23 protein-coding genes and 1 riboswitch are annotated in these 22,206 nt (G+C 43.2%); of the genes, 10 read left to right on the top strand and 13 right to left on the bottom strand.

The genetic code is table 11. From position 1 onward, the window contains the following. Nucleotides 1-514: 514 nt before the first annotated feature. Complete coding sequence (locus B3014_RS14360) at nt 515-2,782, top strand: fatty acid cis/trans isomerase (protein WP_289245218.1); 2,268 nt, start codon at nt 515-517, stop codon at nt 2,780-2,782. An 8-nt stretch (nt 2,783-2,790) separates the two neighbouring features. On the opposite strand, the gene hpnC is transcribed toward B3014_RS14360, so the two are convergent. The 4 genes from hpnC to B3014_RS14340 are packed head-to-tail and all read right to left on the bottom strand — an operon-like array spanning nt 2,791 to nt 6,361. Next, on the bottom strand, nt 2,791-3,669 hold the full coding sequence (hpnC, locus tag B3014_RS14355; RefSeq protein ID WP_289245217.1) for a squalene synthase HpnC: 879 nt from the start codon (nt 3,667-3,669) through the stop codon (nt 2,791-2,793). Between the two features lie 10 nt (nt 3,670-3,679). Beyond that, the gene (locus B3014_RS14350; protein WP_289245216.1) at nt 3,680-4,333 is read right to left on the bottom strand and encodes an HAD family hydrolase; all 654 of its coding nucleotides are present in this window, start codon (nt 4,331-4,333) and stop codon (nt 3,680-3,682) included. A gap of 1 nt (nt 4,334) precedes the next feature. Further along, complete coding sequence (gene ubiG, locus B3014_RS14345) at nt 4,335-5,042, bottom strand: bifunctional 2-polyprenyl-6-hydroxyphenol methylase/3-demethylubiquinol 3-O-methyltransferase UbiG (protein WP_289245215.1); 708 nt, start codon at nt 5,040-5,042, stop codon at nt 4,335-4,337. Beyond that, nucleotides 5,039-6,361, bottom strand: coding sequence for a TRZ/ATZ family hydrolase (locus tag B3014_RS14340; protein ID WP_289245214.1), 1,323 nt, complete (start codon nt 6,359-6,361; stop codon nt 5,039-5,041). The genes ubiG and B3014_RS14340 overlap by 4 nt, the downstream gene beginning before the upstream one ends. A gap of 102 nt (nt 6,362-6,463) precedes the next feature. Here B3014_RS14340 and mtnA point away from each other — a divergent pair, with 102 nt between their 5' ends. Genes mtnA through B3014_RS14325 form a run of 3 tightly spaced genes read left to right on the top strand, consistent with a single transcriptional unit; the run spans nt 6,464 to nt 9,116 of the window. Continuing rightward, complete coding sequence (gene mtnA / locus B3014_RS14335) at nt 6,464-7,519, top strand: S-methyl-5-thioribose-1-phosphate isomerase (RefSeq protein ID WP_289245213.1); 1,056 nt, start codon at nt 6,464-6,466, stop codon at nt 7,517-7,519. Then, nucleotides 7,519-8,193, top strand: coding sequence for an SDR family oxidoreductase (locus tag B3014_RS14330; protein WP_289245212.1), 675 nt, complete (start codon nt 7,519-7,521; stop codon nt 8,191-8,193). The genes mtnA and B3014_RS14330 overlap by 1 nt, the downstream gene beginning before the upstream one ends. A 14-nt stretch (nt 8,194-8,207) precedes the next feature. After that, nucleotides 8,208-9,116, top strand: coding sequence for a hypothetical protein (locus tag B3014_RS14325; protein ID WP_289245211.1), 909 nt, complete (start codon nt 8,208-8,210; stop codon nt 9,114-9,116). Here the strand turns inward: B3014_RS14325 and B3014_RS14320 are convergent. The 7 genes from B3014_RS14320 to cysB all read right to left on the bottom strand — a co-directional run bounded on the left by B3014_RS14320 (nt 9,109) and on the right by cysB (nt 15,059). Continuing rightward, nucleotides 9,109-9,771, bottom strand: a complete 663-nt coding sequence (locus B3014_RS14320; RefSeq protein WP_289245210.1) for an HAD family hydrolase — start codon at nt 9,769-9,771, stop codon at nt 9,109-9,111. The two genes, B3014_RS14325 and B3014_RS14320, sit on opposite strands and share 8 nt — an antisense overlap. Then, entirely contained in the window at nt 9,772-10,383 is a 612-nt protein-coding gene (gene pnuC / locus B3014_RS14315) for a nicotinamide riboside transporter PnuC (protein ID WP_289245209.1), read from the bottom strand. 12 nt (nt 10,384-10,395) lie between these two features. Further along, the gene (locus tag B3014_RS14310) at nt 10,396-10,653 is read right to left on the bottom strand and encodes a YkoF family thiamine/hydroxymethylpyrimidine-binding protein (protein WP_286305523.1); all 258 of its coding nucleotides are present in this window, start codon (nt 10,651-10,653) and stop codon (nt 10,396-10,398) included. Nucleotides 10,654-10,704: 51 nt separating this feature from the next. Beyond that, entirely contained in the window at nt 10,705-12,825 is a 2,121-nt protein-coding gene (locus tag B3014_RS14305; RefSeq protein WP_289245208.1) for a TonB-dependent receptor, read from the bottom strand. Between the two features lie 66 nt (nt 12,826-12,891). Further along, nucleotides 12,892-12,995, bottom strand: a riboswitch (TPP riboswitch). 73 nt (nt 12,996-13,068) lie between these two features. Further along, entirely contained in the window at nt 13,069-13,383 is a 315-nt protein-coding gene (locus B3014_RS14300) for a hypothetical protein (protein WP_289245207.1), read from the bottom strand. 86 nt (nt 13,384-13,469) lie between these two features. Then, nucleotides 13,470-14,039 carry an SRPBCC family protein gene (locus tag B3014_RS14295; protein ID WP_289245206.1) on the bottom strand — a complete coding sequence of 190 codons (570 nt, stop codon included), beginning with the start codon at nt 14,037-14,039 and terminating at the stop codon, nt 13,470-13,472. Nucleotides 14,040-14,132: 93 nt separating this feature from the next. Further along, nucleotides 14,133-15,059: an HTH-type transcriptional regulator CysB gene (gene cysB / locus B3014_RS14290; RefSeq protein WP_289245205.1), complete on the bottom strand. Its 927-nt coding sequence runs from the start codon at nt 15,057-15,059 to the stop codon at nt 14,133-14,135. A 104-nt stretch (nt 15,060-15,163) separates the two neighbouring features. Between cysB and B3014_RS14285 the strand changes: the two genes are divergently transcribed. The 6 genes from B3014_RS14285 (at nt 15,164) to B3014_RS14260 (ending at nt 20,915) form a co-directional block, all read left to right on the top strand. Further along, nucleotides 15,164-15,964 (top strand): sulfite exporter TauE/SafE family protein, encoded by an 801-nt coding sequence (locus B3014_RS14285; protein WP_286305518.1) that lies wholly within the window; start codon nt 15,164-15,166, stop codon nt 15,962-15,964. Continuing rightward, the gene (locus tag B3014_RS14280) at nt 15,952-16,182 is read left to right on the top strand and encodes a sulfurtransferase TusA family protein (RefSeq protein ID WP_289245204.1); all 231 of its coding nucleotides are present in this window, start codon (nt 15,952-15,954) and stop codon (nt 16,180-16,182) included. The genes B3014_RS14285 and B3014_RS14280 overlap by 13 nt, the downstream gene beginning before the upstream one ends. Next, nucleotides 16,179-16,877, top strand: coding sequence for a phosphoadenylyl-sulfate reductase (locus B3014_RS14275; protein ID WP_289245203.1), 699 nt, complete (start codon nt 16,179-16,181; stop codon nt 16,875-16,877). Before B3014_RS14280 ends, B3014_RS14275 begins: the two co-directional genes overlap by 4 nt. Before the next feature lie 12 nt (nt 16,878-16,889). Continuing rightward, entirely contained in the window at nt 16,890-17,792 is a 903-nt protein-coding gene (gene cysD, locus B3014_RS14270) for a sulfate adenylyltransferase subunit CysD (RefSeq protein WP_286305515.1), read from the top strand. Further along, the gene (gene cysN / locus B3014_RS14265; RefSeq protein ID WP_289245202.1) at nt 17,793-19,238 is read left to right on the top strand and encodes a sulfate adenylyltransferase subunit CysN; all 1,446 of its coding nucleotides are present in this window, start codon (nt 17,793-17,795) and stop codon (nt 19,236-19,238) included. It begins immediately after the preceding gene. Nucleotides 19,239-19,466: 228 nt separating this feature from the next. Further along, nucleotides 19,467-20,915, top strand: a complete 1,449-nt coding sequence (locus B3014_RS14260) for a catalase (protein ID WP_289245201.1) — start codon at nt 19,467-19,469, stop codon at nt 20,913-20,915. A 40-nt stretch (nt 20,916-20,955) separates the two neighbouring features. Here the strand turns inward: B3014_RS14260 and B3014_RS14255 are convergent, their stop codons facing one another. Together B3014_RS14255 and B3014_RS14250 are read right to left on the bottom strand one after the other, a co-directional pair. Next, nucleotides 20,956-21,492: a DNA-deoxyinosine glycosylase gene (locus B3014_RS14255; RefSeq protein ID WP_289245200.1), complete on the bottom strand. Its 537-nt coding sequence runs from the start codon at nt 21,490-21,492 to the stop codon at nt 20,956-20,958. Next, a complete protein-coding gene (locus B3014_RS14250) occupies nt 21,492-21,935 on the bottom strand; it encodes a DUF3465 domain-containing protein (RefSeq protein ID WP_289245199.1) in 444 nt (147 codons plus the stop codon). Before B3014_RS14250 ends, B3014_RS14255 begins: the two co-directional genes overlap by 1 nt. Nucleotides 21,936-22,206: the final 271 nt, after the last annotated feature.

Raw genomic sequence — 22,206 nt, 5'->3', positions numbered from 1 at the left:
GTAGGTCACCGATAACGGCTCCTGTTTTATCGGTATACACGACATCCGTGTAAATAATGGCCAGGCTTTAATAGATCAGTAAAGAGCACCTTTAACATGGGCGCTTTTTTGTAGATTGTAGATTTCTATACACCTTACTCAGCCACATCGAAATTGCATCATAACGGCTCATTCCTCAGTTCTAAAGCTTCTTATGAAACTGTGAGTAAGCTGAAGTCAGTAATTTAATTGGTAGAAATGAAGCGGTTTGTTCTATGTTGTTGTTAACAAAGTATCATGTATGGATTTATGAATTTATTATTCAAATAAAGCTTAGAAATAATAATAGTGTCTGTTATATCTTCTATATAGCCAAAATTCGTCTTAGTCATTAACCAGTCTGTCACTAAATTGAAGTAAAATAGGCTTTTTATAATATTGAAATCAAGCAAGGCGATTGATGTACAAAACACTGATTTACTTTTTTATCGCCTGCTTAATAACAGCATGCTCAGACGATAGCCAAGAGCTAGAATTGAATAGTACTCTTCCCCTTCCACTCGCAACAGATGTTGATTACGCTTCTGATATTAAACCAATCATTGAGGAAAAATGCGTCGTTTGTCACGGCTGTTTTGATGCGCCCTGTCAATTGAAAATGGAATCAACAGAGGGGGTCCTACGTGGTGCAACAAAATTAAATGCTTATGACGGAACAAGGCAAGAGCCTATTGTTCCGACAAGGCTGTTTACAGACGCCAATTCAGAAGAAGAATGGCGTAACGCAGGTTTCTATTCAATACTTTCTGGTCAAAATGCTCAGGCGTCATTGTTATATCGAATGCTAGCTTTGGGTAAAACTCATCAATTTAAAGACAATAGTAAATTACCAGAAGAACTTGATATTAGTATTCGTCGTGAAAACCAATGCCCTACCGTCGATACCATTTCTGAGTATGAAAAAAGTTATCCTCTCACAGGCATGCCCTTTGCTGTATCAGGTTTGACAGATGATGAGTTTTCAACAATCAGCGGATGGTTATATCAAGGTGCTAAGGTTTCTAAGGATCAGGTTGAGTTAAATAAAAATGAGATTTCGGACATAGAAGAATGGGAAGCGTATCTTAATCAAACATCAAACCAACGTAAACTGGTTAGTCGGTGGTTATATGAGCATTTATTTTTAGCTCATCTCTACTTTGATGATAAGCAAGACAACACACATTTCTTTGAACTGGTCAGATCCTATTCACCGCCTGGTGAACCAATTTCTATCGTAAAAACGCGTCTACCGAACTCTGAGCCTGAACATCCGATCTACTATCGACTGCGATTAGTCAAAGGTATTACCGTTCATAAACGGCATATAACACTTTTGTTTGATGACAAACTTAAGAAGCATATAGAAAAACTTTTTTTCACTGATAAATGGGATGTCGATATATTACCTGGCTACGACTACGAAGCTCGAGCTAATCCCTTTGTTACTTTTTCAGCTATACCAGCAAAAGCACGCTATCAATTCTTACTTGATCACGCTGAATATTTCACACGTACTTTTATCCGCGGTCCTGTATGTCGCGGTCAAATAGCAACAGATGTCATTCGTGATCAATTTTGGGTCATGTATCAAGATCCGGCCAAGGATCTTTTCATCACAGATGCTAAATACAGAAAAAAAGTAGAACCACTCCTTGGCTTGCCTGGACAAGATGATAACCTGACAGAAACGAAAGAAAACTGGGATAAATATAAAGATAAACGCAATGCCTATTTATCTTTACGAGATCAGCATTATCAAGATGCACCGTTAAACTGGACTTCGACTAAAGCGATTTGGGATGGAGACGGGGATAATACTAATGCTTTTTTAACTGTGTTCAGACATTTCGATAATGCTAGTGTTGTCAGGGGCATGGTCGGGCAGGTTCCTCAAACACTTTGGTGGATGGATTTTCCTCTGTTTGAACGAACATATTATGAATTAGTTGTTAATTTTGATTTGTTTGGCAATGTCGCTCATCAGCTTCACACACGGCTTTACTTTGATCTAATCCGTAACGGGGCAGAGCATAACTTTCTTCGACTATTACCACGAGACAAACGCAAATCAGTCTTAAATGATTGGTATCGGGGAATGGGGGCGGTAAAGACTTACTTCACATACGCGCCGCTTGATATTGATATCAGAACGGAAGAGACATTTTCCTCTGATGATATTAAAAACGAACTGGCTAATAGACTATTGACGCAGTTTAGTCAGGTTAACGCGGCTGGAAATGATCCTATCAATCGTTGTCAAAATCAGCATTGCTTCAGGGTGTCTCAGACAGACTGGAAACAAAAGGCTGATTCAAGGTTAAGTCGATTAACGAATTCTTCATTCCAAGAGAAGTCGGGGCTTCAGTTCTTACCTGAACTGACTTTTATACGAGTGAAGCATGGTGATGAAAGAACGGTATATTCTTTAATTCGTAATCGTTACCACACTAATGTGGCCTTTCTTTTTGGTGAGTCATTACGCTATAAGCCTGAAAAAGACAGTCTAACGGTCTATCCTGGTATTGCTGGTAGTTATCCTAATTTTATCTTTGATATTGAAACAGATGAATTGGAAGTCTTTGAGAAATCGTTAATGGAAGCGAAATCTGAAGAAGCATTTGATGCCTTAGTTGAGAATTGGGGCGTGCGTAGAACACATCCAAAGTTTTGGCAAATATTCCATGATTTCACTCAATGGCAACGTGAGCAAAACCCAATTGATGCCGGTGTGTTCGATGCAAACCGCTATGAGAATCTGTAAATAAGATCTTAGTGACGTTTCAAATAGTTTTTTGACAGGCTAAATAATAAAACTTTAAGTTGTGTTGTGCGTGTCAACCTTGGTCGGCTGAAAATGTTGTCATCATTTTGAGCCATTAATATGTTTAATGTTTCTATTCCTCCCAACGTCATTGCTCTGATTTCCCAGCCCAATCGTCCCTGAATAGCATTACCAAGCTCAATACCTTTATTCATGGTATCCATGGTTTGTTGAAATAGGTGACGAAGAAGGGGAGCTAATTTACGGCTATTTGTGGAAGTAATGTCATCCTCGGTCAGTCCTGCTTCGGCAAGCGTTTGTTGAGGGATATATATCCTGTCGTTCTCTGCTTTATCTTGCAGAATATCCTGATAAAAATTAATTAGCTGCAAAGATGTGCAAATTGCGTCAGATTCACTCAACTGCTGTTGAGTGGGCTGACCATTCAAATGCAGTAATAAACGACCAACTGGGTTAGCTGAGCGTTGACAATAATCCAAAACGTCTTCCATCGTTTGATAGCGTTTTTTGACAACGTCCTGCATAAAAGCTGACAGCAAGTCATTAAATAAATAGATGGGTAACTGAAACTGCGTGATGACATCATCAAGCGCGATAAAGATTGGATCAGTGCCGGTATATTTTCTATGATCTATATCAGTCAGATTCTTGTGGTAGCTTTGTAGATTTGCTATCCGCTCAGCTCTGGTAAACTGCCCTTCGTCAGCAAAATCATCTGCAGTGCGTGCAAAAGCATAAATTACAGCAATGGGTTTTCTTAGGCGCTTGGGAAGCAAAACTGAGGCGACTGGGAAATTCTCGTAGTGAGACTTTGCAAGTGTTAAGCAAAAATCATACGCTGCAACCAAGTCTTTATTCGATGCCATAACGTGAGAGTTAAATCCAGTTCAGGATTTCTTCCGGTTTATAAACCGTGCCTTTGGCCTGCCAGGTTTCAGGTTGGTCAGTACTTTTTAAGTAGCCATAATGGGCGATGAGCGTGTCCATATTCACAACATTGCCTGCCTCAATATCGCGCTGAGCATCACCGATATATAAGCAGTTTTCAGGCTTAACCTTAGCGACATTACATGCAAATAGCATCGGATCTGGGTGAGGTTTGCTATGGGCTGTGGTATCTCCACTCACGATACAACTTGCCCGCCCACTCAGGCTTAATGCTTGCATCAAAGGGGCGGTGAGAAATGCAGGTTTGTTAGTAATCACTCCCCATTTTGAACCTGTCTTTTCAATTGTTTGCAGAACATTATCCATGCCATTAAAGAGCTTGGATTCACGAGTGATATGCAAACGATACAGTTCAATAAATCGTGCTTGTATTGCCTGATATTCAGGAGCGTCAGGCGTTAGGCCAAAAGCGAGCTTAATCAGTCCTGGACTTCCATCACTCGCGACTGGACGGATGGTTTCCAATGAAAGCGAGGGGGCTTGATGTTCAGCTAGTACTTGATTAAGTGCATAAGCTAAATCTGGGGCGGTATCGACCAGTGTGCCATCCAAGTCAAAAAACACAGCATCGTATTTTGTCATATTAGATTTTTTTGCAGTGGATGAGGTAATTGACCTTTACATCGCTGCCAAGACTAAACTGTCGAGTCAGAGGATTGTAATTCATTCCAGTGATATCTTTGGTCTTGAGACCAGCTTGTCGGCACCAAGCAGATAATTCAGCTGGACGAATAAAGCGTTTGTAGTCATGAGTGCCTTTTGGCAACATTTTCATAACGTATTCGGCACCCAATACCGCCAGAAGATAAGCTTTAGGGTGACGGTTTAATGTCGAAAAGAAGACATCACCACCGGGTTTCACCATATCGGCACATGCTTGAATAATGGATGCGGGGTCCGGCACATGCTCCAGCATTTCAAGACAGGTGACGACATCATAATACTCAGGCTGCTGGCTAGCCATTTCTTCAGCGGTGATATGTTGATAGTTAATGGTCAGCCCGGCTTCCAAGGCATGGAGTTTGGCGATATTCAACGGCATCTCACCCATGTCGATACCGGTCACATTGGCCCCACTTTTTGCCAGTGCTTCAGAAAGGATGCCACCACCGCAACCTACATCAATCACATTGGCGTTATCTAACGAGGTTCGATCTGCAATATAAGCTAAACGAATCGGATTCAGATCATGCAAGGGTTTTGATTGACCTTCCAGATCCCACCAACTTGATGCTAAAGCATCAAATTTTGCTACTTCATTTAAGTCGACATTTGCTTGAGTTTGGCTCATTGACCCTGTGATCCTATTTTGATTGCCCATTGTTGGGCGTCTTGAATAACTTTTGTTTCATTCAATGTCAGAAGTTGGCGTGAGTTTAGTAATTGTTTACCAGCCACCCAGACATCAGTGACTTTATCACGGCTGCTGGCATACACCAGCTGAGATACCACATCATAAACCGGCTGTGTTTCGATATCTGATAACTGAACAGCAACTATATCAGCTTGTTTGCCTACTTCGAGTGAGCCAATTTCTTGCTCCATTCCCAATGATTTTGCCGCATTTATCGTCGCCATTTCTAAGGCCGTGTGTGCTGGTACGGCTGCCGCATCACTCGCCACGTCTTTAGCTAATAAAGCGGTTTGTCGCATTTCTGCAAACATATCCAGATCATTATTAGATGCTGCACCATCTGTTCCAATAGTGACATTGATGTCATTTTTATGCAGCTCAGCTACCGGACAAAACCCACTAGCCAGTTTTAAATTTGATTCAGGGCAATGAGCGATGTGAACACCCGCTTCGGCGCACCACTTTATTTCATCGGAGGTCAGCTGTGTCATATGAACAGCAAGCAGCCTTGGAGAAAGTAGTCCGATGTGTTGCAAACGATCGAGCGGCCTTACGCCATATTCCTTCAAACTGTGGGCAACTTCATCGGCAGTCTCATGAATATGCATACTGATGGGCATATCCATTTCTTCGGCATTGGTAATGATCTGTTCCAGAGTTTTGTTTGCCACAGTGTAAGGCGCATGCGGCGAATAAATGGTATTGATTCGAGGGTGGTGACGATAGTGATCGTGTAGTTGATGCCCCTTATGCAAATATTCTTCTACCGAGCTCGCCCAGTTTGTAGGAAACTCAATAACAACAATGCCCAGACTGGCACGAATGCCTGATTTATCAACTATCCTGGCTGTGGCCTCAGGAAAAAAATACATATCATTAAAATAAGTGGTACCACCACGTATCATCTCCGCGATGGCAAGTGCACTACCTGCTTCAACAAAGGCATCACTAACAAAGGCATTTTCTGCAGGCCAGATATGATCATTGAGCCAGGTCATTAACGGTAAATCGTCAGCTAAGCCTCTAAACAATGACATTGGGGTATGCGTATGGTTGTTGATTAAACCGGGAATCAAACAATGTTCATTGAGATCATGGACAACATTCGCAGAATAAAGCTGTTTTGCCTGTTCTTGTGGCAGAAGCGCTACAATACGTGCATCCTTGACAATGATGGCGTGGTTTTCTAACACGGTTTGGTCTTTTGTTACTGGAACTACCCAGCGTGCATTGATGATCAGATCGACATTTTCCATAGACTTCGATTATACCGTTGAGCTGAATGAAAACCTATTCTAAACATTTATCATGACAAACTAATCACAACAAAGATTCATCAAGCATGACAGGAGCTTGTTTTGACCAGATTATTACAGACAATTGAACCCATCTTATGGCGTGATGAACAACTCCATTTGCTTGATCAGCGTGTATTACCCCATACCGAGAACTGGTTGACTTACCATGATTCTGATGCCGTGGCAGAAGCCATTAAATTAATGGTTGTGCGGGGGGCGCCGGCTATTGGTGTCACTGCGGCTTATGCTGTTGTGTTAGCGGCAAGAGAAGCCTGGTTCAGTGCTGGTGAAAACTGGCAAGAAGCTGTGGAACCTGCACTAAAAAGACTGGCAAGCTCAAGGCCGACGGCGGTGAATTTATCTTGGGCGATTGAGCGTATGAAACAAGCCTGCGGTACATTGTCTAAATATGAATCACCTGAACCAGTTTTGTTGGCGCTGGCTGATCGCATACAGCAAGAAGACATTAAAGCAAATAGAACCATGGGGCAGTATGGTGCTGATTTGCTGGATAATGACAGTATCGTGTTAACGCACTGTAATGCGGGGGCACTTGCCACGGCGGGTTTTGGCACAGCATTAGGCGTTATTCGTCAGGGCTTCTTGGATGGCAAAATTGAGCATGTCTATGTCGATGAAACTCGGCCATGGTTGCAAGGTAGTCGGTTAACGGCATGGGAGCTCATGCAAGAAGGCATCCCGATGACCTTGCAAGCTGATGTGGCTGCTGGCGCATTGATGGCTAGTGGCCGCTTGGACTGGGTTATTGTTGGTGCTGATAGAATTGCCTCAAACGGTGATACGGCGAATAAAATTGGTACGTATTCATTAGCTGTTTTAGCGAAATATCATGGTGTGAAAGTGATGGTGGTCGCCCCGACGACAACAATTGACTGGTCGCTCGAAAACGGTAGCCTGATTCCGATTGAACAACGCATGAGTTCTGAAGTCTCAGAAATAGGTGGGCATGCCATTGCGCCAGTAGAGGTGCCTGTTTCGAATCCGGCATTTGATGTCACGCCAGCATCGTTAATTGATGCCATTGTGACGGAAGAGGGCGTGGTCAGTAATCCATCAAAAGAAAAAATGCAGCAACTAAAAAAGGAGGACAAATAATGACGCAAACAGCACTAGTGACCGGAAGTAACCGTGGGATTGGATTAGAACTCTGCCGGCAGCTTAAAGAAAAAGGGATGCATGTTATTGCAACCTGCCGCAAAGCTTCATCTGAATTAAACGCCTTAAATGTAGAAGTCATTGAGGATGTGGAAGTGAGTCAGCCGAAAAGCTTGGCTAAACTGGCTGAGTCATTAGGAAGTAGAAAAATAGATTGGCTTATCAATAATGCCGGTATTGCCGGTGGGATTGGGCTTGGGCAAATAGATGAAGAGGCGATTGATGACTTTGTCAGAATGTATCGTGTGAATAGTCTTGGCCCCTTACTGACCACTCAAGCACTTCTTAAGCACTTGGGTCAGGGTAGTAAAGTCGGCATTATTACTAGCCGTATGGGCTCGATTGATGATAATGATTCTGGCGGAAGTTATGCCTACCGCATGTCTAAATCAGCCGTGAACGCTGCCGGGAAATCTCTGTCGATTGACTTGAAACCCAAGGGCATTGCTGTAGCTATTTTACATCCAGGCTGGGTACGTACCGATATGACCGGCCATGGTGGTTTGATTGATCCCGATGAATCAGCAGCAGGACTTATCCAGCGTATGGAAGAATTATCACTCGAAACCAGTGGCACCTTCTGGCACACGAATGGTGAAATATTGCCTTGGTAAAGTTGTCTTGTTAGATGTATTCCTACCCTGAACTGAGCCGACAGCAGCAAGAAAGTCTGCCGGTGTTACATGCACCGGCATTACCCTTGGATACACAATTTCCTGATAGTACTCATCAGCTGTGGCAGTGTGACTCCGCGGATGGCAAGATGATCTTAAAGGTTTGCCATCAACAGCGATTGCAAGACTCCATGTTTTGGTTGGGAATAAATCATCTGTTTCAGCTCGACTTTCCAAACTCGTTGGGATACACCCAATTTATTAGTCAGTTTCTTCAACGCGAAGGTGGATTTGCTACTCCAGAGGTAATAGCTGAACAAGCAGGACATTACGTCTTAGTTCGTTATCTTGAAGGTGTGGATCTCAGTGCAGAGTTTATCGATAACACTACCGTGATTCAGCTTGCCCATCACTGGGGCAAATTGCATCTACAAATATCTACAAAATGGGGCAGCATTGAAAAGCCCATATTTAGTGCAAATGATTGGCCTATAAGGCTGGAACAGACCATTCAGTTATTATCAGATCGCAATGGTATTCCGATCCCAGCTGACATCCTAAAAATGAGTTATGGACAATGTCAAACACTGTCACCAGAGCAGTTTGTGCCGATCATGCCAGACTTTCGCTGGGATCAACTGCGTCAGTGTGATGATGGGACCATAGCCGTCTTGGATTTAGATGCCTTTGTCAGAGCGCCGCGTGAACTCGAGTGGGTGTTACTGGAATATTTACTCAGCCCACAACATGCCAAGCTTTTTGTCGAAATATACACACAGTATCAACCCATTCCTGACCTTTCAGCTTGTCGTCTGAGTTACCGCGTATTGTTATTTTTGATGAATGTCTTGGGTGAGAGCAAGCTGCAGCAATGGTTGGAGCAGCCACCGTTGTTTGATTTACTTAGCGATAATGTTAGCTAAATAAATCATGCAGTTCTTCGAGTGCCAGCCCGTCCAAGCTTTCCAGCTTTAACGCGGCAGCATCATAGTGTGGTAAGTGATAATTGGCTGCTGAAGGTACAACAACAGTACGGATACCTGCGCCTATTGCGGCCGTCATACCCGTGACAGAGTCTTCAAATGCGAGGGTGTGATCAGCTTTTGCGTTGATGCGCTGTAGCGCTAGTTGATAAATGGCGGGATGGGGTTTGCCCTGTTCAACATCATCATCGGCGACATAATTATCAAAAAATGCCGTGATATCTAGCCGCTCTAATACGACGGGAACGAGACGTGCCGGAGCGTTAGTTGCCAGACCAATTTTGAGTTTGTGTTGTTTTAGCTGTTCCAGCAAGGTATGTACACCGGGTAGAGCCTGACCTTTGGTAGCGGTTAATGAGGCAACTTCATCGATCACATCATTTTCGACTTGTTCCATTGAATCCTGACTTAGCGACAAGTCTGCATGTTCAAGCCAGAACTCAGTGGCTTCACGCGTCGTCATGCCCATTGTTTTGGCAGACAGTGCATCGGTGATTTCAACACCTATGGCTGAAAATACACGTTTCTCAGCTTGTTTCCAAAAGGGCTCTGAGTCAATCAGCAGCCCATCCATATCAAAAATAACCGCTTGCATTTAGTGAGTCTGAGTTAGTGGATGTTGACGATATAGCTTGATCCAGTTGGCGAAACCAACGGTAGCAAGCACAGTGTAGATTGAGAACAAGACAACCGTTGCATAATAACCCGTCTGGTAATACAACACGACGGAAGCAGCATCAATAATGATCCAATAAAACCAGTTTTGCAGGACTTTTCTGGCCATCAACCAGGTATTCATCACAGAAAATACGGTGATGCCAGCATCTAGGTAAGGACGCTGCGATGCTTGGTTGATATCCAGGTAATAAGCTACTAAAAAGCTAATCACGACGCCTGCTACGATGAATTGCAAATTGGCATTCAATGACCAGCTATGAATGACTAACTCATTATTGTTTTGCTGATGTTGTCGCCATAAAACGAAGCCATAAATCGCCATACCCATGTAATAGAAGTTGAGCAGGGCTTGCATGGGAAGCTGACCCTCCCAAAATAACACGGTGTAGATGAGTGTACTGATAAACGCCATTGGCCAGCACCACTGTGATTCACGCGCCGCCAGAATGACATAAGCCATGCCGAGTAATGCGGCGGTCACTTCCCAAGCGGATAAGGCCAGCAGACCATTTATTGCGGCATCTATCATCAGAGAACTCGTTTAATCTTCTACGTGGTAACGATCGTTTCCGATCATTTTCAACACAAACACACTGTGCGGTAATTGTTCAAACACCGCTTCAATTTCACTATCCATGGCATCCATCACATCACGGTATTCACCAAAGATTTGTGTGCTTAGGTTATTCCGTGAAATATTTAGTTTTGGGTTATCTTCCAGCTTTTTGATGAAAGCCAGAATCGGTTCGACAAATTGTTCAGTCAGAGGGTATAAACTGATATCAACTGAGACGCGCATATCTTCTTCCTTAATTCGTAAAAAAGAGGGCTTTAAAGCCCTCTTTAGATATTAATAGTCGTAACTTAATGTTAAGCCTACGACACGTGGATCACCGTATTGAGTGTAGGTTTCTTCAGCATAAGATTTTGACGGGTCAATACCAAAGTAAAAACCTCGCGTATAGTAGTCTTTATCGAACAAGTTACGTCCCCATAATGTGACTTTCCACTCATCCTTTTTGTATTCGATGCTGGCATTGTAGAGAACATAAGAGTGCGATTTTGCATTGTGGCTGTTTGAGTAATAAAACTCATCCTTTCCTTCCATATTGGCTTTAAAAGTCCAGCCTGGGGCAAAGTAATACTCTCCTCCCAGATTAAATTGATAGGCAGGGGCGTGTGCGATTCTTCTGCCACTCAATTTGATACCCTCTTCTAATAATTCAGGGTTTTCATAATCTTCCAGTTTTGCATCTAGGAGACCCAATGATGCAATAACACGATATTTTTCATTAATAAACCAATCTAACTCAGCTTCAAGACCTATATTCCTAACTTTTTCAGCATTCACAAAATAGTCAACAAAATCGGTTCCAGGTCCAGATGTTTTAGGTACACTGATTGAGTTTTTTATTTGAGCATTACTTCGGCGTGTATAAAAAGCTGTCAAAGATGTTATTAAGTCACCGTCTAGCCAGAATGACTTTAAGCCAGCTTCTAGATTCCATAATGACTCTGTATCAAAAGAGCGTAAGTCATCACTAATTCTAGGTTCAACGTTGATTCCCCCCGCTTTGTAGCCACGAGATAAGGTTGTAAAGGCCATATGATCTTCATTGATAGCATATTCAAGCCCTAGCTTGCCTCCAAACATCAAATCATCGGGCTCATCGGAAAGACCTGCTGAATCCTTATAGTCAGCTTCCCAATATTCTGCTCTGAGACCACTTATCAACGTAAGTTTGTCGGTGAGTGCTGTATCTAATTGACCATACAGGGCTGTATTAACAGTTTCATAACTGTTTTTTGTCACATATCCGGTAACGGCATCGCTTGTAAGAACATTTTCGTAGTATGTGCGATCCAGATTTTGACGTTGTTTTGATACATAGACACCTAATGTCCAGTCAGTAGTGTCAGAAAAGATTCGTCCATTCTCATTAGATAATGCTCTGAACTCTAAGGCTGTATTTTCACGTTTACGTTTATACTGATCAAAGCCACTGTATGGATCGAGTCCTGCATCAAATTGTGATTTATAAGACCAGTCGTCATCATAGCTGTACTCTAGATTAGATTTTGAATAACTGAGGTTTGATTGGAGTTGTACTTTATCATTCGCACGATAATCGGCCTTTAAAGCAAAGGCATTGGTATTTTGAGCATCTTTGCCAGGTTGGTCTGACAAGCTGTTACGGCTGTTATCAAGTGTGAAAGCATCGTAGCCATTATCAATGTTTAAGTGTAATACATTAAGATCGATAGTTAGGTCATCTGTAGCAAGCCATTTAAGGTGACCTCTAGCCGTAATTTCATCTCGATTTTGAGTATTATCTCTACCTAAAAAATCGTTATCCATGAAGCCATCTGATTTGTAGCTGTGGACAGAAAAACGTCCTAGTAAGGTATTCTCAATTAACGGTCCACCAACAGCAATGCCTTCTGCATGGGTATTGTAGGTCGCCAGAGTTGATTCAAACTTCATCTTCAAATCATTCGTTGGCTCAGTGCTTTTTAAGTTGATGGTGCCAGCCATGCCATTTGCACCATAACGGGTGCCTTGTGGACCGCGTAATACCTCAACAGATTCAATATCAAATAAGGTAGCCGCACCGCCACTGCGACTAAAATCTATGCCATCTATGTATAAACCAACAGACGGATTAAGCGGTGCTTGGAATTCACTACGTTCACCAATGCCACGAATTTGGAAATATTGTCCTCGTGAGGCGCCACTAGAGACATTGACATTAGGCGCGAGATTGAGCACCTCTTCGATATGTTGAGCACCACGAGAATCAATAGTGTCTTTATCAATCGTGGTTAAACTCACCGGAGTGTCATGAGCATCGTTCGGACGAAAGTCAGCACTGACGATCATGGAGGGTAAGTCAGCAGGCGTCACTTCAGCCCATATCATGGGAGATGTCATAGCCGTTGTTATGGCTATAGCCAGTGTTTTTGCTTTCATGGTTATCCTTTTTTGAATCAAAAAGGACAGGGGAATAAATCGAGAGACACCAATTCGGTGTAGAGAAAGATCTATTTCAGCCTGTCCCTACGCCAGTATTAACTGGATCAGGTTCGTCGGGTCCGCTTTATGAGAAGCATCTCAGGCTTTCGCCACCCCGAGGCAAATTCACATCACAATTGCTGCTAGTGAGATAGCGTTATTTTAAAAGAGTGCGGCAATTATTACCAGCTTCAGTGGTATTTAATTCAGACGTTTCAAACTACTACGGCACTCGGTACAAATCCGGAGTTTGCTGTTGATTCGTTGTGTCGACACTTTGCGTTGTTGATTATCAAAGCAGTGTGGACAATAAAAGCCGTTATCCCCTTCAAATTGATAACAACCCGTAGTTTTATCGATGGTAGGCTGAGGCTCATCGCTCTGAGAGCCAGACAGAGTCTGACTGAGAGTGGATAATTCTTTGAACACTTCATCAATCAGATGGTGTTGAGAGGGAGGAAGCTCTGCTAGGGTTTGCTGAAGTAGCGATTTGATCTTTTCAATGGAGGCATTCACGGCTGTTATCTTTTTTAGTCTGTATCAGCATAGTTTAGAGAATGCAGCGCATACAAAAAAGGCATCCGAAGATGCCTTTTTTTCACTTATTTTTCTAACTTAGTTTTCAAGTCAGCGAGTGTGGATTGATATAAACCCGTTACAGCTTTCTTGGCCGTATCGTCATCCAGCTCTTTGGGTGGGTGTCCATTACCGTGATAAGCGCGGAAAAACTTACCTAACCAAGTGATTTTTGAACCACCATCAGTCGCTTCAACACTGACCCATGATTTATATTTGCTCACAGGAAACGCTGGTACTTCATGCATTTCACCATGGTCATCAACTTCTCCAGCACTACTGATATCGGTAATTTGATACATAAAGCTCATTTTTTCATCATCATACTTTTTGAGCTTTTCAGAAATCGTGGCGCCACCTTTTAATGTGAGAGTGCGAGTCGCTCCTGGTGCATTACCACCCTCAGATTCTGTTGATTCAACAACGGGAATCCAGGCTTCTGCTTTACCGAAATCGTTGATGGCTTTCCAGACAGTCGCTGGGTCAGCATTGATGACAATGCTCTCTTCAACTTGGAGGCGAGGCGCACCGTGTGCAAACACAAGTGCAGGCAAAAACGCCAGTGAAACAACTAGTAAATTTAACCATTTTTTCATTCTATTATCCTGATATTTCTCTTAAGTTATTTTGATTGCTGTTTACAGCAAGGTGCTAAGTTAGCATGGTGTTTGCCTTGAGGGAATGTGAATTTATCCTTGATGGTTAATGGCTTTATCCACCGCTGCTCGATTGAGGTGTGAAGCAAAGAACTCGATAAAGGCGTACATATAGCTTCTAAGATAGCTGCCTTTGCGAATACCCATATGTGTAACGCTCGGTGGAAATAGGTGTTTGGCATCCAATGCCTGAAGCGGGGAGTCTTTATCCGGATCAAATGCCATACTGGCGATAATGCCAATACCCATCTCCAGCTCGACATAGGTTTTAATCACATCTGCATCGGTAGCAGTGAAAATGACATTGGGATGAAGACCTTTTTCAATAAAAGTCTGATCCTGTTTGGCGCGACCGGTAAAACCCATCACATAAGTCAGAATTTCATGTTGGGCGATATCTTCCAGTCGCAATTTTTTCACTGATAATAAGGGGTGTTCTGGCGGAACAACAACGCAACGATTCCATTCATAACATGGCAAAATAGCGAGTGACTCGAATTGAGCCAGGCCTTCCGTGGCTATTGCCAGATCAACCTTTCCGGTAGCCGCCATTTCACCTACCTCAGTCGGCGTGCCCTGCACCATGTTCAAATGTATATTCGGGTAGCGCTCAGAGAACTTCTTTATCGCACTAGGTAGGGCATAACGAGCTTGAGTATGTGTGGTACCTATAGATAAGGTGCCAGACTGTTCTGTTTTACTGTCTGCCACTAACTGACGGATATTTTCCACATCCTGCAAAACGCGCTCTGCCATCTCGATAACTGATTGGCCAATAGGCGTAATGCCAGTCAAGCGTTTGCCGTGACGCTCGAAGATTTGTAAACCCAGCTCCTCTTCCAACTGCTGCACCTGATTGCTGACACCGGGTTGTGATGCATGTAATGCATTAGCTGCTGACGAGATACTGAGGCCTCTACGTACAATTTCGCGTACATACTTTAATTGCTGAATTTTCATCTATATATGTTTTTCTTATAAAGATAGTAAATAATATTCATTGATAGAATATTCTCCTTTGGTAAACTTGTCAGCATTTTCGTAACATACAAGGCGTAAAACAGATGGAATGGGGCTTTCTTCTTGCTGGACTGTTTGTCGGCATCATGGTCGGCATGACCGGTGTAGGAGGCGGGTCTTTAATGACGCCCATCCTCATTTTTATCTTTCATATACAACCTGCTATTGCGGTTGGTACGGATTTATTATTTGCTGCTATCACCAAAGCCGGTGGTATTTGGTCTTATTGGCGACACGGGGTCGTAAAGTGGTATGTGGTCTGGCGCCTCGCTGCGGGGAGTATTCCAGCAACATTAGCTACTCTATGGTTTATGAATGCCACGGGGATGCATGATGGCAATCATAATGAATTGATTACTAAAGTGCTCGGCGTAGCACTGATCCTGACATCCAGTGCTTTATTATTAAAAGCACCTTTAGGAAGATTATTACGCTCCAAGGAAAACCACCCCGTTGTGAGTGTGCTTTACGATATTCGTGAAAACGAACTAAACAAAGCAATGATTACGGTCATAACAGGTGCGCTTTTAGGTGTCATGGTGACATTATCATCTGTAGGAGCGGGTGCGCTTGGTGCTGTCATTCTATTGTTTTTGTATCCCCGTCTGAGAGGGGTAGAAATTGTCGCTACAGATATTGCTCACGCTGTGCCACTTACCTTTGTTGCAGGGCTCGGGCATTCAGCTGTCGGTACAGTAGACTGGACATTATTGATGTATTTATTAGCCGGCTCATTACCTGGCATTTTTATCGGCACCCATCTTGGGGTGCGTATTTCAGACCAGGTAATGCGTCCATTATTAGCGGTAATACTGGTATTGGTGGGCATAAAATGTCTGATATAACGTTGGTGGATTTGACCCTGTTTGGCTGTCCTATGCATTACATCAAAGCCCGTGAAGCATTAAAACACACTGCCATAGAGGAATCGGTAGATTTGCTTGTCAATACGGGGGATGCGGTTGATGAAGTATTTAATAGTCTGTCTCAGGATGGACAGGAGTGTGCGATCACCTCTTCAGAGGGGTTAACCACAACAATTCGTGTGAGAAGAAAACAATGAGTGAAATAAAACCGGCTTTAGCCGCCAAAATTGATACTGTGATTGCAGTGTTAAAAGACATTGAGCAGAACTATCTGCCTGCAACGCTGGCGACCAGCTTTGGTGCAGAAGATATGGTTCTGATGGATTTAATCTGTAAGCATGCGCCAGGCATCGACATATTCACTCTGGATACTGGCCGTTTGCCGAAAGAAACCTATGAGCTCATGCAAACATTAAACAGCCACTACGATAAAAAAGTAGAGGTGTATTTCCCTAACACGGCGGATGTTGAGTCGTTTGTGACTCATAACGGACCGAATGCTTTTTACGATAGCGTCGAATTAAGAAAACAATGTTGTGGTATTAGAAAGGTCGTGCCGTTAAACAGAGCCCTATCTGGTAAAAAAGCATGGATAACGGGTATGCGTCGTTCACAATCTGTAACACGTTCAGAACTGCCTGTGTCAGAGTGGGACGATGATCACGGCTTACAAAAGTTTAGTCCATTGACTGATTGGTCAAATGGGAACGTCTGGGCCTATTTGAGAGCGTACGACGTGCCTTATAACAAATTACATGATGAAGGCTATGCCAGTATTGGTTGTGCGCCTTGTACACGAGCTATCACCATGGGCGAAGACATTCGTGCCGGACGCTGGTGGTGGGAAGATCCTGAAAATAAAGAATGCGGCTTGCATGTCAAATCTAACTAACCGAGAAAGATAATGACTGAAAAACAATTAACACACTTAAAGCAATTGGAGGCTGAAAGCATCCATATTATGCGTGAGGTGGCAGCAGAGTTTGAGAATCCAGTAATGCTGTATTCGATTGGTAAAGACTCCGCCGTCATGTTGCACTTGGCTATGAAAGCTTTTGCGCCTGGTAAACCCCCATTTCCATTGATGCATATCGATACCACTTGGAAATTTAAGGAAATGATCAAGTTTCGTGATGAAAAGGCTAAAGAGCTGGGTCTCGAACTGATTGTGCATACCAACCAAGAAGGCAAAGAAGCCGGTATCAACCCATTCGATCACCCTCGCTATACGGATATTATGAAAACCGATGCCTTGAAAGAGGCGTTGACGAAATACGGTTTTGATGCCGCTTTTGGTGGTGCTCGTCGTGACGAAGAAAAATCGCGTGCAAAAGAACGTGTGTATTCCTTCCGTGATAAGAACCATCGCTGGGATCCAAAAGCACAGCGACCGGAACTCTGGAATATCTATAACAGTAAAGTGAATAAAGGCGAAAGCATCCGTGTCTTCCCATTATCCAACTGGACTGAGCTTGATATCTGGCAATACATTTATCTGGAACAGATTCCAATTGTGCCACTTTATTATGCAGCAGAACGTCCGGTTGTTGACTACAACGGCTTGACCATCATGGTCGATGACGATCGTATGCGTATTCCTGAAGGCCAAGAGCCGCGCATGGAAAAAGTCCGTTTCCGTACCTTGGGTTGTTACCCACTAACAGGTGCCGTGAAATCGTCTGCAGATACTTTGCCTGAAATCATTCAGGAAATGTTGCTGACAACGACATCTGAACGTCAAGGCCGTGCTATCGATCACGATCAAGCGGGTTCTATGGAGAAGAAAAAACAAGAGGGTTACTTCTAGATGACTACTGAATCAAGTTCATATCAATCAGATAGCCTGATTGCCACAGACATCGAAGCGTATCTGAAGCAGCATGAAAATAAAGAGATGTTGCGATTTTTAACTTGCGGTAACGTGGACGATGGTAAAAGTACGCTGATAGGCCGCCTTCTGCATGACTCGAAAATGATCTACGAAGATCAATTGGAAGCCGTGACGCGTGACAGTGCCAAGTCGGGTACTACCGGCGAACAGGTTGACTTAGCGTTGTTGGTTGATGGTTTGCAAGCCGAGCGCGAGCAGGGAATCACAATCGATGTGGCTTACCGTTATTTCTCAACGACGAAACGTAAGTTCATCATTGCCGATACACCAGGACATGAGCAGTACACACGTAACATGGCGACAGGTGCATCCAGTTGTCAGTTAGCGGTTATCCTGATTGATGCCCGTTATGGCGTACAAACACAAACTCGCAGACACAGTTTTATTGCCTCTTTATTAGGCATTAAACACGTTGTTGTGGCTATCAATAAAATGGATCTGATGGATTATAGTCAGGAAGTGTTTGACAAGATTCGCCATGATTACACTGAATTCTCACGAGAATTAGAACTGGAAGATATTCACTTTGTGCCTATGTCAGCGTTGGTGGGCGATAACGTGGTTAATCGCAGTGAGAAAATGGATTGGTATCAAGGGCAAACCCTGATGGAAATACTGGAAACCGTCGATGTAGATAAAGATCCGAACTTCGATGATATGCGTTTCCCGGTTCAGTTTGTGAATCGTCCTAATCTGAACTTCCGTGGTTACTGCGGTACTTTGGCATCGGGTATCTTAAAACCGGGTGATGACATCACCGTATTGCCATCGGGTAAAGAGAGTAAAGTGAAGGCGCTTGTCACTTACGATGGTGACTTGGATCATGCCGTGCCTGGCGAAGCGATTACCGTCACATTAGAAAATGAAATCGATGTCAGTCGTGGTGACATGCTTGTACATAGTAATCATCACCAACCACATGTCTCAAGCCAGTTTAAAGCGATGGTCGTGTGGATGACAGAACAACCCTTGGTGCCAAACAAGCAATACAGCATCAAAGTGGGTGTCAATGATGCAGGTGGTGCGTTAACGGGCATTGATTATCAAATTGATGTCAACACGCTTGAGCACAATAAAGCCAGTGAATTGAAACTGAATGAAATAGGCTTATGTGAGTTTTCATTAAACAAGCCCGTTGTGTTTGATTCATATAAACGCAACCGGACTACAGGGGCCTTTATCATTATTGATCGCCTGACCAATGTCACGATTGGCGCTGGCATGATTACAGATGCAGTATCAAGTAATCACGAAGTGGTCGCGGAAGGTGAATTTTCTGCTTTTGAAATGGAGTTGAATGCACTCATTCGTAAACATTTCCCTCATTGGGATGCGAAAGATTTGAGTCAACTTCTCAAATAATTCACAAAAAGTGGTTCAAGAAAGCCAGTCAGTATTTGCTGACTGGCTTTTTTTATGTCTAAGCAACAGTGAAATGAGTTTCAGACTGACGTGTCATTAATTATGTAAATCGATTTTATCAATCAATAATTCAATAATAAACAATTATACAAATCTATTGAAAATCCATAGACTCTGTTGTGTGCAATTGATTTGCCTAACATGATATGCAGCAGAAAGGATAGAACGATGACCAAAACAATTTTAACGACATCTGCCGGCGCCCCAGTCGCTGATGATGATAATAGTATCAGTGTCGGACCAAGAGGACCTTTGACTTATGACAATCACTACACCTTCGAAAAATTGGCTCACTTCAACCGTGAGAGAATTCCTGAACGCGTGGTCCATGCACGTGGTACCGGGGCTTACGGAACCTTTACCCTCACAAAAAGCTTAAAAGATCTCACTATTGCGGATTTCTTACAGAATGAAGGTAAGAGAACAGAGGTCTTTGTTCGCTTCTCAACCGTGGGTGGTGGCCAGGACTCACATGATTATGCCCGTGACCCACGAGGTTTCGCTGTGAAGTTTTATACTAAGCAGGGCAATTACGACATGGTAGGCAATAATACGCCGGTGTTTTTCCTCCGTGATCCGAGTAAGTTTCCAGACTTTATTCATTCACAAAAAAAGAATCCGCGTACTAATGTGCCTGACCCAAGAATGGCTTATGAGTTTTGGGCTAATTACCCACAAGCATTACATCAGTTGACTATTTTGATGTCTGACCGCGGGATTCCTGCTTCATACCGCAATATGAATGGTTACAGCTCACATACCTATAGTTTCTGGAATGAGAAGGGCGAACGGTTTTGGTTTAAATGGCACTTTAAAACTAATCAAGGCATCAAAACACTGAGAGCCGAGGAAGCTGCAGTGGCTGATCCTCATGGAGCACAGCAGGATTTAGTGGAAGCTATTGACCGCGGTGATTTCCCGAGCTGGACAGCCAAAATACAGATTATGACGGAGCAACAAGCGCGGGATGCTGAGATCAATCCGTTTGATTTAACCAAAGTATGGCCACATGATGAATTTCCATTGGTTGAAGTCGGTCAACTGGAGCTTAACCGCAATGTAGACAATTATTTTGCTGAAACAGAGCAAGCCGCTTTTGCACCGAGTAACTTTGTACCCGGTATCAGTTCATCACCTGACAAAATGTTGCAGGGACGGCTGATAGCTTATCAGGATGCCCACCGTTATCGGGTTGGCGTGAACTACAATCAGTTACCTGTTAATGCGGCAAAATGTCCGGTTAATCATTATCAGCGTGATGGGGCGATGGCGGGGTTAAGTCCTGCTGGCGGTAATCATCATCAGACGAGTGGGGCTAACTACTTCCCTAATGATCGTGATAATGCGCCTAAGCCAGATACAAGTGTAGCGGAACCTGCTATGCCAGTTGAGGCTGGTGCTTGGTTAGATCGGTTTGATACAGGTCAAGATGATCATTACACGCAGGCGGGTAATTTGTTTCGTATTATGAGTGAGGATCAGAAACAGCAATTAGCAGACAATATTGCTGGTGGTCTTGGACAGTGTGATGCATCTATTCAGCAGCGTATGTTGGCTCAATTTGAAAAAGCTGACCCGGACTATGCTGCCAGAGTAGCAGCTGCACTAAAGGCTTAATCTAGTCTGAAATGAAAGGGGCGTGAAACACGCCCCTTTTCTATTGCTTAGTCTTTTTTACACTACTTAGCTGTTCAAGCCATATGGTTTGTTTTTCTTCTAATGACAAAGCAGCATGGGCTGGGCTGCTGGATGGCAAGCGCTCTGTTGGTATTTTTTGCCATATTTTATCTAATGTTGGCAGAACAGATTTAATATAAATTTGCTCAGCTTTGGCACCATTAAAAAAGACAGAATGAATATTGGGGTGTTGCCGAAAAAAGGCATTAAAGTCATTGGCTTCAATCGAGTCTGATGCAATATTACTATCCAGACTGCCAGGTCTTTCACAGGCTTTTAATACATCCCATACCGCTATGTGTTGGTGGGTGAGTTGTTCGCAGCGTTGTTGATACGGTAATGATGTCGAGATAGCAAACAGACTTTGCATAATTGGCCAGAAGCCATTACGTGGGTGGGCGTAATATTGCTGCTGACGCAATGATTCTGCACCTGGCATGGACCCGAGGATCAGGATTTTTGCAGACGTTGCCGCAATGGGCGGAAAGCTATAACAGCGCGTTAGATTCTCAGACATTATTGATATAGCTGACCTTTATGGCGAATCCAGCCATGAGGGTGTTTGTTGGCAGGATCATGATGCGTCCAGTGAATGACGCCACCTTTGTCATTCCATTCGTATTCACCAAAAATATGTACTTCATCACCCATGTTGAGAGAGTCAATGCGAGGTGCAAGATCGATATTATGAGCAATCAATACCGTGAGTTTATCCGGCAAGGTAATGATAAAACGTTGATGACGACTGCCTTTATTATCATCAGTTAGAATCCGACTTACCGTCCCTTTTACTTCAACTAAAACGTCACTTTTCTGTTGTTGATAAAGTGATGATATCGATGCTGTATCAACTTTATTAACGTTTTGCTGGTGAGGCTGATAATGACTGGCCCCCCAAATTAAAAAACCGAAAGCGATAACCAGCCATAAACGCTGTTTTTGTCGGCTTGCTTTAGACATGCCAAGAACCCTGTTTAGCGATAAATGCGTCAGTATAACGATTTTTATCAATGACAAAGAGCCCACGCTGATAACACTTAAGCATCTGACTATAAGTCTCAAGATGAAATCTAATGGAATACTGAAAATGACGCGCACAATGAAAAAGTCATCAACAATGCCACACAATAACCGTGTATTTTATGGTTGCATTAAATGATAGTAATGACGCGGTATTAATGAATTTATCGATATAGATATTGGTATTTATAATTTCCCGTTATATACCGCG

This window comes from Methylophaga sp. UBA678, from assembly GCF_002299105.1.
Lineage (GTDB): Bacteria > Pseudomonadota > Gammaproteobacteria > Nitrosococcales > Methylophagaceae > Methylophaga > Methylophaga marina.
Note: the sequence above shows the minus strand (reverse complement) of the source record. Positions and strands in the feature narration are given on the sequence as shown.

Excerpts from the sequence above, each read along its gene's own strand:
- hpnC (WP_289245217.1), bottom strand. The coding sequence starts at position 3,669 with ATGGCATCGAATAAAGACTTGGTTGCAGCGTATGATTTTTGCTTAACA.
- B3014_RS14350 (WP_289245216.1), bottom strand. The coding sequence starts at position 4,333 with ATGACAAAATACGATGCTGTGTTTTTTGACTTGGATGGCACACTGGTC.
- ubiG (WP_289245215.1), bottom strand. The coding sequence starts at position 5,042 with ATGAGCCAAACTCAAGCAAATGTCGACTTAAATGAAGTAGCAAAATTT.
- B3014_RS14340 (WP_289245214.1), bottom strand. The coding sequence starts at position 6,361 with ATGGAAAATGTCGATCTGATCATCAATGCACGCTGGGTAGTTCCAGTA.
- B3014_RS14330 (WP_289245212.1), top strand. The coding sequence starts at position 7,519 with ATGACGCAAACAGCACTAGTGACCGGAAGTAACCGTGGGATTGGATTA.
- B3014_RS14325 (WP_289245211.1), top strand. The coding sequence starts at position 8,208 with ATGTATTCCTACCCTGAACTGAGCCGACAGCAGCAAGAAAGTCTGCCG.
- B3014_RS14320 (WP_289245210.1), bottom strand. The coding sequence starts at position 9,771 with ATGCAAGCGGTTATTTTTGATATGGATGGGCTGCTGATTGACTCAGAG.
- pnuC (WP_289245209.1), bottom strand. The coding sequence starts at position 10,383 with ATGATAGATGCCGCAATAAATGGTCTGCTGGCCTTATCCGCTTGGGAA.
- B3014_RS14310 (WP_286305523.1), bottom strand. The coding sequence starts at position 10,653 with ATGCGCGTCTCAGTTGATATCAGTTTATACCCTCTGACTGAACAATTT.
- B3014_RS14305 (WP_289245208.1), bottom strand. The coding sequence starts at position 12,825 with ATGAAAGCAAAAACACTGGCTATAGCCATAACAACGGCTATGACATCT.
- B3014_RS14295 (WP_289245206.1), bottom strand. The coding sequence starts at position 14,039 with ATGAAAAAATGGTTAAATTTACTAGTTGTTTCACTGGCGTTTTTGCCT.
- cysB (WP_289245205.1), bottom strand. The coding sequence starts at position 15,059 with ATGAAAATTCAGCAATTAAAGTATGTACGCGAAATTGTACGTAGAGGC.
- B3014_RS14285 (WP_286305518.1), top strand. The coding sequence starts at position 15,164 with ATGGAATGGGGCTTTCTTCTTGCTGGACTGTTTGTCGGCATCATGGTC.
- B3014_RS14280 (WP_289245204.1), top strand. The coding sequence starts at position 15,952 with ATGTCTGATATAACGTTGGTGGATTTGACCCTGTTTGGCTGTCCTATG.
- B3014_RS14275 (WP_289245203.1), top strand. The coding sequence starts at position 16,179 with ATGAGTGAAATAAAACCGGCTTTAGCCGCCAAAATTGATACTGTGATT.
- cysD (WP_286305515.1), top strand. The coding sequence starts at position 16,890 with ATGACTGAAAAACAATTAACACACTTAAAGCAATTGGAGGCTGAAAGC.
- cysN (WP_289245202.1), top strand. The coding sequence starts at position 17,793 with ATGACTACTGAATCAAGTTCATATCAATCAGATAGCCTGATTGCCACA.
- B3014_RS14260 (WP_289245201.1), top strand. The coding sequence starts at position 19,467 with ATGACCAAAACAATTTTAACGACATCTGCCGGCGCCCCAGTCGCTGAT.
- B3014_RS14255 (WP_289245200.1), bottom strand. The coding sequence starts at position 21,492 with ATGTCTGAGAATCTAACGCGCTGTTATAGCTTTCCGCCCATTGCGGCA.
- B3014_RS14250 (WP_289245199.1), bottom strand. The coding sequence starts at position 21,935 with ATGTCTAAAGCAAGCCGACAAAAACAGCGTTTATGGCTGGTTATCGCT.